This window comes from Psychrobacter immobilis (assembly GCF_904846185.1).
GTDB classification, from domain to species: Bacteria; Pseudomonadota; Gammaproteobacteria; order Pseudomonadales; family Moraxellaceae; genus Psychrobacter; species Psychrobacter immobilis_B.
The window spans coordinates 1-9,859 of sequence record NZ_CAJGZQ010000036.1; the positions used below are offsets into that span (position 1 = coordinate 1).

At 42.2% G+C, this 9,859-nt stretch carries 9 protein-coding genes and 1 pseudogene; all 10 read left to right on the plus strand.

Annotated features, from left to right (window positions below):
• Positions 1–108, plus strand: a pseudogene (locus JMW94_RS14045) (IS1595 family transposase); the annotation flags it as partial.
• Positions 109–406: 298 nt separating this feature from the next.
• Complete coding sequence (gene nfsB, locus JMW94_RS14050) at positions 407–1,063, plus strand: oxygen-insensitive NAD(P)H nitroreductase (RefSeq protein WP_201604809.1); 657 nt, start codon at positions 407–409, stop codon at positions 1,061–1,063.
• A gap of 300 nt (positions 1,064–1,363) precedes the next feature.
• Positions 1,364–2,011 carry a 2Fe-2S iron-sulfur cluster-binding protein gene (locus JMW94_RS14055; protein WP_201604810.1) on the plus strand — a complete coding sequence of 216 codons (648 nt, stop codon included), beginning with the start codon at positions 1,364–1,366 and terminating at the stop codon, positions 2,009–2,011.
• Positions 2,008–3,003, plus strand: coding sequence for an FAD binding domain-containing protein (locus JMW94_RS14060; RefSeq protein ID WP_201604811.1), 996 nt, complete (start codon positions 2,008–2,010; stop codon positions 3,001–3,003). Before JMW94_RS14055 ends, JMW94_RS14060 begins: the two co-directional genes overlap by 4 nt.
• Positions 3,004–3,005: 2 nt before the next feature.
• A complete protein-coding gene (locus JMW94_RS14065; RefSeq protein WP_201604812.1) occupies positions 3,006–5,465 on the plus strand; it encodes a xanthine dehydrogenase family protein molybdopterin-binding subunit in 2,460 nt (819 codons plus the stop codon).
• 139 nt (positions 5,466–5,604) lie between these two features.
• On the plus strand, positions 5,605–6,987 hold the full coding sequence (locus JMW94_RS14070; protein WP_201604813.1) for an XdhC family protein: 1,383 nt from the start codon (positions 5,605–5,607) through the stop codon (positions 6,985–6,987).
• Positions 6,984–7,724 carry an NTP transferase domain-containing protein gene (locus JMW94_RS14075; RefSeq protein WP_201604814.1) on the plus strand — a complete coding sequence of 247 codons (741 nt, stop codon included), beginning with the start codon at positions 6,984–6,986 and terminating at the stop codon, positions 7,722–7,724. The genes JMW94_RS14070 and JMW94_RS14075 overlap by 4 nt, the downstream gene beginning before the upstream one ends.
• Positions 7,725–7,755: 31 nt before the next feature.
• The gene (locus JMW94_RS14080) at positions 7,756–8,331 is read left to right on the plus strand and encodes a GNAT family N-acetyltransferase (protein WP_201604815.1); all 576 of its coding nucleotides are present in this window, start codon (positions 7,756–7,758) and stop codon (positions 8,329–8,331) included.
• A 125-nt stretch (positions 8,332–8,456) separates the two neighbouring features.
• Entirely contained in the window at positions 8,457–8,978 is a 522-nt protein-coding gene (locus tag JMW94_RS14085) for an HdeD family acid-resistance protein (protein ID WP_201604816.1), read from the plus strand.
• 231 nt (positions 8,979–9,209) lie between these two features.
• Positions 9,210–9,749, plus strand: coding sequence for a hypothetical protein (locus JMW94_RS14090; RefSeq protein WP_201604817.1), 540 nt, complete (start codon positions 9,210–9,212; stop codon positions 9,747–9,749).
• The last annotated feature ends 110 nt before the right edge of the window (positions 9,750–9,859 follow it).

Consider the following 9,859-nt stretch of genomic DNA (forward strand, 5'->3'; position numbering starts at 1 on the left):
GAGCATTTTCACCTCTATTTAAAGGAATGTGAGTGGCGTTTTAATCACAGTGACCCAAAGTCGCAATTACTACAATTAAAACAATGGGTTAAACAGGGTTTGAACTAGTTATCTAGGACAGCCCCTTTATTTTTTATATAAGCTGTCTGTGGTCGACCGCCTGATAAATCAATGCTCATTATCAATACTAATTAACTAATGCTAAGAGAATGAGTGAGCGATTACAATATCGTCTAAGTTACTGTTTAATGAGTGTCCGTCTAATAAGTATCTGCTTAAATAACTCAGCGATGCACTGAATCATCAGTAACGTAATAACAAAATAGGTGACTACTTAACCAATCTGTAACGGTCATCAAACGGGTTTTTGCTTAAAGTAGCGGTACTAAAAATCTTGGAGTCATAAATGAAAAGTATCACTGAAGCCATGAACTGGCGTTACAGCACCAAAGAGTTTGACGCCAATAAAAAAATATCAGCAGCAGACTTTCAAAGTTTAAAGGATATCCTACGACTTAGCCCATCAAGCACTAATATTCAGCCTTGGCATTTTGTGATCGCTGATGATGAGGCTGGCAAGGCACGTATCGCAAAAGGTACGCAAGGGATGTTTGATTTCAACACGGCAAAGGTGAAAGATGCCTCCCACGTCATCATTTTCTGTAGTCGTATCTATGCTGATGATGAATTTTTGCATGAAGTATTGGATAAAGAAGATACGGATGGTCGCTTTGCAGAACCAAAATTCAAAGAGCAAATGCATCAAGTCCGCAAAATGTTTTTGGACATTCGTCGTTATGAGCAAAAAAACGAACCACATTGGCTGGTCGAGCAAGTGTATCTAAATATGGGTGCATTGTTGCTGGGTGCTGCTACTTTAGGCATTGATGCTGTGCCGATGGAGGGTGCTGATCTAAAAGCACTCGATGAAGAGTTTGAGCTACGTAGCAAAGGCTACACAGCTGTTGCCGTTATCTCACTTGGTTATCGTAGTGAAGACGATTTTAATGCAGATTTACCCAAGTCTCGATTGAGTGAAGCGAGCATAATTACTAAAGCGTAATGCCCGACTGGTATTTTTAACTGACTATATTGAACTCAAATAGCGTTATAAACGACCTGTTTATAGCGCTATTTTTTTTGCTAATAAAATGAGTTTTTGAGTTTCATTTATAAAATTGATAGTGAATAAGCGAGATAGAATAGTGGGAAGTAAAGTTTTCATAGATTAAAAACTACACTGTAATAACTACAAAGTGAAAACAAATCGACATTTCTAATAAGTCATAATAAATCGATTGGCGCGACTTTTAAGAAGCGTTTTACCCTATTTTTTCTGATTATCTGCCAGCGAGAAGCCAGCATGTCTACCTTGAACTTAACCATTAATAAGCAAGATTATCAGCTCGACAATCTTGATTCACGCACGACCTTACTCGATGTCTGTCGCCAGCACCTCAAAATTACGGGACCTAAAAAAGGCTGTGATCATGGTCAATGCGGCGCTTGTACCATACTTATCAATGGGCGTCGGGTCAATGCCTGTTTGACCTTGGCAGTTATGCACGATGGTGATGAGATTACGACGATTGAAGGTATTGGCATGCCCGAATCATTATCGGAGCTACAACAAGCCTTTAAAGATAATGATGCGTTTCAATGTGGTTACTGTACCCCTGGGCAAATTTGTTCAGCAACAGCGCTGATCGATGAAATTAAACAAAACTGGCCCAGTCATGTCACTACAGATTTGCAAAATCCTGATGGATTACTGGTTCAAGAAATCGCTGAGCGTATGAGTGGCAATATTTGCCGCTGTTCTGCTTATCCCAATATTATTAAAGCCATTTCACAAGTACTAGAAAATGAAATGAATGAATCCTCTAAAACTGACGCAGTACAAAAATCAGAGGTGACGGGTATTTGGTCGCCACCACCTAGTGAAGCGCAGCTAGGTAGTCAATCTATGAAGAATAAGACGGCAACTAGCACGTCAGGAGGTCGCTCATGAAACGCTTTGAATATAGCCGTGCTACCGCGCCAGAGCAGGCAGCCCAATCTGCTAGTGTAAAAGACGCCTCATTTATCGCAGGGGGTACCAACCTTTTAGACTTGATGAAGTTAGAGATTGAAACGCCAATTAAGCTGGTGGATATCACTCGCTTAGCATTAGCTCAAATTGAGAAGACTACAGATGGTGGCCTACGCATCGGTACGCTGGTGACCAATAGCGACTTGGCGGCGCATCCTGAGGTCATTGCCAATTACCCAGTGTTATCACGGGCGATTTTGGCAGGTGCGACGGGACAGTTGCGTAATAGAGCGACGACGGGCGGTAATCTATTACAGCGTACGCGTTGTTATTATTTTTATCAGACAGACAGCGCCTGCAATAAACGCAAGTCAGGTTCTGGTTGCCCAGCGATAAATGGTGAAAATCGTACGTTGGCAATTTTGGGTACTAACGAGTCCTGTATTGCCCAGCATCCATCTGATATGGCCGTCGCGATGCGCTTATTAGATGCCACTGTTGAGACGTTAAAAACGGATGGCTCAACGCGTAAAATCGCGATTAAAGACTTTTATTGTTTGCCAAAAGACACGCCACATATCGAAAACGTTTTAGAGTCTGGTGAGCTTATCACTCATGTGGTGTTGCCAGCGCCCATCAAAGGCGTGCACACTTATGACAAAGTGCGTGATCGCGCGTCCTATGCTTTTGCTTTAGTCTCCTGTGCAGCGATCATAGACGTGACTGATAATGGGCGTTTGGACACAGTGCGCCTAGCATTCGGCGGTATTGGCACTGAGCCATGGCGCAACGAAGCCGTTGAGGCATTGCTGACGGGTACTGATGGCAATGAAAATGTCATTAAACAAGCAGCGGACTTATTATTAAAAGAGGCTAAAGGTAGTGGTCAAAATGATTTTAAAATACCGCTGACTCGTCGTCTACTCAAACAAGTTATTCAGCGCGCATTAGTAGCGGGCAAGGGAGCATAATCATGTCATTATTGGACTCAGTATTTCCAGCAGAACCGACCAAAAAGATGATGATGAATGCGCCTGTCGAATCACTTTTTGACAAAACAGCGAGCAAATTGGTGGGCAAACCCATCAACCGAGTTGAGGGGTCACTCAAGGTCAGTGGTCAAGCGCCTTATACGGCAGAGATTCATTTAGACAATCAAGCCTATGGCGTATTGCTGGGCGCGACGATTGCCAAAGGGCGGGTTAAGGAAATTGATCACAGCTCTTTAGAGGGTATGCCTGACATTATTAAAGTAGTTACTGATCCTGAGCATTTTTTGCGCAATGCACAACAGGGCGGTGCAACTAAATCACCTAAACAAGGCGTCAGTGAGATTTTTTATCATGGTCAGCCGATAGCGGTTGTCATTGCTGAGACGTTTGAGGCGGCGACCGAAGGCGCAAAAGTGCTCAAAGTGACTTATGAGGATGAGACTGAGCAGGCGGCATTGAACTTTACGGCAGAGCTGCCAAATGCTCATGACGTTAATGAAAAAAAAGGCTCTGATAAAAACTCAGAAAAGGGTAATCCAGAACAAAGCCTCGCAAATGCTGCGGTAACCCTTGACCGCTTTTATCATACGCCAAGTCAAAACAGCGCGGCGATGGAGCCGCATGCAACGCTTGCACATTGGGAGGGCGATAAACTGATTATGTACTCCTCTAATCAAATGCTGTCCTCGTGCAAAAAACAAATCGTGGATGCATTGGATTTGGATCCAGAAAATGTACAATTAATTGCTCGCTATGTCGGTGGTGGTTTTGGGAGCAAGCTTGGTATTTCACCAGAATCAATAGCCGCCGCACTCGCGGCAAAGGATTTGGGTCGTCCCGTATTAATCACTATGACGCGCCCGCAAGTGATGGAGGCAACGATTAGACGCTCAAACACGCGTCAACGCATCGCTATTGGTTGTAGTGAAGACGGTATTATCGACACCATGATTCATGAGACGGTCTCTAGTAATTTGCCAGGAGAGGCCTTTTTTGAGCCAGCAGCGCTCTCTACGCATTATCTGTATCGCGGTGACAATCGCCGAGTTAATTATCAGCAAGTAGACATGAACCAAGTATTGTCAGGCTCGATGCGTGCCCCCGGCGAAGCAGTCGGACAGATTGCCCTTGAGTGTGCGATGGATGAATTAGCAGAGCAACTCAACCTAGACCCTGTCGAGCTACGCTGTCGTAATGAGCCTGAGCAAGATCCTAGTAAAGACATCCCGTTTTCCACGCGTAAGCTTATTGCCTGCATGGATCAAGCGGCTGAACAGTTTGGCTGGAATCAACGCAATGCTAAGCCTGCCAGTCGCTTAGAAGGTGATTGGTGGATGGGTATGGGTATGGCAGCGGCAGCTCGCGGCAACAGCTTAGCGCCATCAGAAGCACGGGCGACCCTGCAAATAGATAACTCAAAAGCACTAGGCGTGAAGGCGGTAATCGAGACAGACATGACCGATATCGGTACAGGTTCTTATACCGTATTTACTCAGGTTGCTGCAGATTTATTAGGGCTACCAATAGATCATATTGAAATGAAGCTTGGTGATACCAGTTTGCCACCTGCGGTAGGCTCAGGGGGCAGTATGGGCGCTGCCAGTTCAGGCAGTAGTATTTACCTTGCTTGTCAGCAGCTACGTGAAATGATCGCAGAAAAAGTCGGTCTATACCCTGACACCATTCAGCTGGATAACGGTCAAATTAAGCAGATAGGTGAGCATGATGCTAATTTTGTAGAAACAGTGGTAGAAACCGTTATAGAAGCAGGAAAAGAAAAAGTAGCAGGTTTGAGCGATAACATCGTAGATAAAGTGGCTGATTTAAAAGATAAGTTAGCTGAAATAACTGGAATCCCACTAACTGAATCGAAAGAATATGACTTTAGTAGTTTCCAGACTCATTCATTAGCCGATATCGTCGCTCAATATGATGACCAAAAACTCAGTGCCAAAGGTCAAATTGCACCGGGTAAAAATGCAAAAAGTCATCGCCAAGCGTCATTTGGTGCTAATTTTGCCGAGGTCGCTGTACACCGAGTGACTGGTGAAATACGCGTTAAACGTATGACTGGTGCCTTTGCAGCAGGGCGTATCCTCAATCACAAAACCGCGACCTCGCAGTGCTACGGCGGTATGGTATTTGGTATTGGTTCTGCGTTGATGGAGCAGGTGATTCACGATAAGCATGACGGTCGGCTATGTAATCATAATCTTGCAGAATACCATGTCCCAGTCAATGCGGATGTTCCTCAGCTTGATGTTATCTTGGTAGAAGAGGACGATCCGTATACCAATCCAATGCACATAAAAGGTATTGGAGAAACGGCGATTGCCGGTGCTGCCGCTGCTATTGCTAATGCCGTTTACAACGCCGTGGGTGTACGAGTTTATGACTTTCCTATTACTCTCGACAAATTACTTTATGAGCTACCAGAATAGGTTTTTAGTCAAATAGATGGACAATATAAACCCGCTAATTATAGTCGTTAGCGGGTTTTATAAACTGGTTTTATAAGTGGACTAGGATGGATATAGACCGTATATAGACATCAATGATAGAGAGTATATAAGAGGCGTTATGAATCAAATTGCTGATATTCTTAAGCTGGCACGCGAGGCTCAGCAACAACAGGTTGACGCTGTACTAGCAACCGTCGTGCGTACCGAAGGGTCAGCCTATCGCCGCACAGGCGCGATGATGCTCATCTGTGAAGATGGTCGTTCAGTTGGGATGATTAGCGGCGGCTGTTTGGAGCCACATATTATCAAACGTGCTTTTTGGCTCACACGTGATGGTGCAAACGTACAAGTCTATCAAACAGGCGATGATATCGAATATGCTGAAAATGGTACTGCGCAAGCGACCGTTAAAGAAGATAACTCTCATATCGATAGGAGTAGTGACAATATTAATAATGATAGTAACTATGGTAAACAAAGTGATGACTCGGACGAGTTAAATTTTGGATTAGGCTGTAATGGGCGCGTACACGTGTTGTTTGAACGGTTGGCGACGGCAATGTCTTTGTTAAATGTCATTAGTCAAGTTCGTCAGTCTCAGCAGCCAGTAACGGTAGCAACTTTAATTCGCTCTACAATCCATTTTAATAACCAAAATAATCCAAACTCTCAACTTCAAATTGGTTTGCGTCTTAAACTAGATAATTATATCAAGTCAGGAAAACTCACCGTTATCGACGCTAATAATTCAGATAAAGTGGTATCTAATGCTTCAAGCACAGTTATCCATGCTGTTGACGTATTAGCGAAATATCAAATATTTGATAATAGTGCTAAATATATTAAAGTGGATGGCGAAGACGGTACTACAGAGTGGTTGGTACAAAGACTGGAACCACAAATTCGCTTACTGATTTGTGGTGCTGGCAATGATGTGATGCCACTAGTTACGATGGCAAAGCTGCAAGATTGGCATGTGACAGTGGTAGACAGTCGAGCGCAATATGCCACGCAGCGGCGTTTTCCTCAGGCGGATAGAGTGATGGTACTGGCGTTAGATGATAGTGATACTTTACTAGAACTAAGTAAAAATGCCACCGTTGCTTTGATGTCGCATAGTCTCAGCCAAGACCGTGCTCGCCTTAGCGTATTATTAGAGCATGCTAATCACTATAAATATCTTGGACAACTAGGGCCACGCTACCGTACCGAGCGCTTAATCGAAGAAATTAGTACAAGGTTTACAAATCCTGCCAGTTTAAACCTAGGTATCAAAAAACTGCATTATCCGATTGGCTATAAGCTGGGCGGAGATGGACCTGAAGCATTAGCACTGGGTATCATGGCACAAGTCAATGCGGTCGTGCATAATCAAAACCTATCAGCAGAAAACTCAGACACTCATCTTTCAAATACTAACTTTACAACGCTATTTTCTACGCATATTGATTCTATAGAGATGACTGCTACAAGTGCTCGTGCATCTACAAGTTTATCATGAGCCGCGACGCATCTATTTTGGCATCTACGCAACTAAAGCCAATAAATCTATCAAATCCACCAAACCATGTGGTTATTATTTTGGCCAGTGGACTGAGCCTGCGTTTAGGTCAAGCAAAACAGTTACTGTGTAAAGATGGCGAACCCTTAATTTGCTTCATGACCAAACTCGCACTTTCTACAAAACCGCAAGCAGTTATTATAGTCATTCCTGATAATCAACCATCAATAGCCAGTGCGATGAATGCATTGGCTTTTCAGTACTCTATGATTCAAATGGTCGTAAATTCTACGCCTGAAATAGGTATGGCGTATAGTTTGAATTTGGCTATTGAGCCAGTCACACAGTTGACAAACTCATTGATTGATCGCGTCGTCATTATGGGAGTTGATCAAGTTTTACTCGATGAGCATCATTTGGCAAAACTGCTGGCATATAAGCGGTCTGTAGTGGCAAGTAGTTATGGTAGTTGGCAGTATTCAAATAATATGAATTTAAATGAAACGTCTGCTGTCACTGCATTAAAGCAAAACATTATCGGACTACCTTTAACGATTGATTGTGATTTACTCAGAGAGTGGCAAGCATTGCTGGTAGGCGATAAAGGGCTGCGTTATTTAATTAGAGGTTTGCCGCCCAGTCAGATAAGTACCGTTGTTAATAATCAACTGAGCTATGATATCGATACTCCTGAGCAACTTGCTCATGCCAAGCAAAAAGGCTGGCTGGATAAATAGTATCAACAGTGTCAATCCATAAGTGATAAAAATGATAAATGTGATAGAAACAGAACGTCTTTATCTCAGGCAGTGGCAAGCAAGTGACTTTGCTGTTTTTGCTGAAATAAATGCTGATCCTGAAGTAATGAAATATTTCCCCAAGTTATTAACGCCTAAAGTAAGTGACATCATCGCTAGTAAATGCCAGCAGCTTATTGCTAATCAAGGCTGGGGACTTTGGGCCGTCAGTTTAAAAGATAGATCAAAAGAGAATGGGGCTTTTATCGGTTTTGTTGGCTTGAATGATACTCACGCAGATATGTCTTTTGCCCCGGCTGTCGAAATTGCATGGCGACTACATAAAGATTATTGGGGACAGGGCTATGCTACAGAGGCGGCGCGTGCGGCGCTGAATTTTGCTTTTACTGAGCTGTCGCTCGATGAGGTTGTGTCATTCACAGCGGTTATCAATAAGCGCTCGCAATTGGTTATGGAGCGCCTTGGCATGATGGATACCCGCGCCAACTTCTATCATCCAGCCCTTGACCCTAACCATCAGCTGGCTGAGCATGTACTTTATAACATGACGCGGCAACAGTGGAACAATCAGTTAGCAGGCTTGTGACCACAAATCAATGCCCACACTCTGATATTAACAGGACTACTCGAAGATATTACTACCGTTATACAACACAAGGTAAGGTTTGCGATATAATTTATTTTCTATTAAATGTAAAATAAGGTCGTCTTATGAATCGTATACTGTGGTTAGTCATTGGCATCATTAGTATTCTTGGCGGTATCTTTGCATTTTTTAATCCTCTTAGCGCCACTTTGGCCGCTGAGCAGTTAGCAGGTTTTATCTTCCTTTTAGTGGGTGTTTTACAGTTTATTGCCTTGTTCCGAGCACATAGTACCACTGGAAAAGTGCTGGCTGCCATCGGCGGTGTACTTGGTGTATTAATTGGTATTGAATTATTACAAGATCCGTTGCAAGGCATATTAACCTTGACCATGGTAATTGCTATTTTATTTATGGCAACAGGTATAGTCAGAGTTGTTGTTGCTTTCGGTCTCCGTAGGACAGTGGCTTTTGTCCCAATATTACTCTCAGGTCTGCTCTCGATTATATTGGCTATCATGATATTTACCAGTTATCCGCAGTCAGCGACGTATATTCTTGGCATACTGTTGGCCGTCGAGTTGATATCTAACGGCATATCATTAATTATGTATTCACGTATACCATCAATTGTGGTGCGCAATATATAATTTTAATTATAGCAACAAACAAAAAAGACGCTATTTACAGCGTCTTTTTTGTTTGTTTATTAATATCAATAACCTCTTAGCTATCCCGCGAAAATGTTAAAAAGTGACCTTTAAACGGCAATTCAAGGTGGCAGTTTGCTTAAGTAATTATTTACCTAGTTAAACTAATTGGATTTCGTATACTCAAACTGATATATAATTATCGATTTATGTATATAGATTGGAAGTGCTATGGAAGATATGCTGTTACAGTTCGAAAATGGTATAGCTAATATATTAGAGTTATTTAACAAAGTTCGAGATGGAATTGGTAATAGACCTGTATCGAAAGATATTAGAGATTACATTGATAGATTTGTGGCAAATTACGAAGTTTATAAGATTTCCTTAGATGGAAATAGTCCAGAAAAAATAGCTGAGTCGGCTAAAATCGTTTGTGTTTATGGTGCGGCATTTGGTCAAAACTTAAAGAAAATTGATGTAGATGAAGAAACTAAGGCTTTAGCTCATAAGCTAGAAAGTATTTCTTATGAACTGAGAAAAACAATAGAAAACTCACCAATTTTAACTGTATCTTTATCAAATGAAGCTCGTGTGCAGATATCGAGTGATATGCAAGACTACAAATCCTTCAAGAAGCAATTAAGAGAAACAAATAAAGAGTTTGAAAAGCATCAGCATAAAATTACAAACTTATTAGCTGAAAGCGAGAGTCAAGCTAAGTGGTTAAAAAAAGAAATAGAGTCATTAGAAAGTATAGTCAGTCTATAATAAAAGAGATACAGCCCATATCCTGAAACAGTTTTGGTAAATTATTCTCCATCCACCCTTGGCGTAGAAACTTAGCCTGTGCCCACTTTTTCTCGATAGGGTTTAGATCA

Bases quoted from the DNA above. Each gene is read 5' to 3' on its own strand.
- JMW94_RS14090 (WP_201604817.1), top strand. From the start codon at position 9,210: ATGGAAGATATGCTGTTACAGTTCGAAAATGGTATAGCTAATATATTA.
- JMW94_RS14070 (WP_201604813.1), top strand. From the start codon at position 5,605: ATGAATCAAATTGCTGATATTCTTAAGCTGGCACGCGAGGCTCAGCAA.
- JMW94_RS14080 (WP_201604815.1), top strand. From the start codon at position 7,756: ATGATAAATGTGATAGAAACAGAACGTCTTTATCTCAGGCAGTGGCAA.
- JMW94_RS14075 (WP_201604814.1), top strand. From the start codon at position 6,984: ATGAGCCGCGACGCATCTATTTTGGCATCTACGCAACTAAAGCCAATA.
- JMW94_RS14065 (WP_201604812.1), top strand. From the start codon at position 3,006: ATGTCATTATTGGACTCAGTATTTCCAGCAGAACCGACCAAAAAGATG.
- JMW94_RS14060 (WP_201604811.1), top strand. From the start codon at position 2,008: ATGAAACGCTTTGAATATAGCCGTGCTACCGCGCCAGAGCAGGCAGCC.
- nfsB (WP_201604809.1), top strand. From the start codon at position 407: ATGAAAAGTATCACTGAAGCCATGAACTGGCGTTACAGCACCAAAGAG.
- JMW94_RS14055 (WP_201604810.1), top strand. From the start codon at position 1,364: ATGTCTACCTTGAACTTAACCATTAATAAGCAAGATTATCAGCTCGAC.
- JMW94_RS14085 (WP_201604816.1), top strand. From the start codon at position 8,457: ATGAATCGTATACTGTGGTTAGTCATTGGCATCATTAGTATTCTTGGC.